We start from the raw sequence: 464 nt of genomic DNA on the forward strand, positions 1-464 counted from the left end.
CATCGTGGTAAGTCCTTGTCCCGCAAATAGTGCTTGCTCAGCCGCGCCGGCAACTAAAAAAGGCCCTGCTGAGGCCTCTCCCCCAGCATTTTCCAAACGCCGATAACCGTGATTCCGTAAAGCTATGGCAGGAGGGGCGGCTCGGCGGGGGAGAGGGTTTCCGCTGGCTTGGCATAGCGCAGGTACTGGTAGACCGTCTCCCGGCTGATTCCGTAATCGCGGGCAAGAACGACCTTTGGAATGCCACTGCCCGCGCGCTGGACCAGCTCGGCTGCCCGTTCCGGCGTCAGGGTCTTTTTTCGCCCCTTGTACGCGCCGCGCTGCTTGGCCAGGGCGATCCCTTCCCGCTGGCGTTCTCGGATGAGGGACCGTTCGAATTCGGCGAAGGCTCCCATGACGGAGAGCATGAGGTTGGCCATGGGGGAGTCCTCGCCCGTGAAGACCAGGCTCTCTTTGACGAACTC

1 protein-coding gene is annotated in these 464 nt (G+C 62.1%); it reads right to left on the reverse strand.

Going from position 1 to position 464, the window contains the following annotated elements:
• Nucleotides 1-122: 122 nt before the first annotated feature.
• The coding region (locus AC5RWX_RS34305; protein WP_494100581.1) for a helix-turn-helix domain-containing protein at nucleotides 123-464 on the reverse strand (342 nt) is incomplete at its 5' end.

It is taken from the genome of Arthrobacter sp. SPT-J7 (assembly GCF_059089965.1).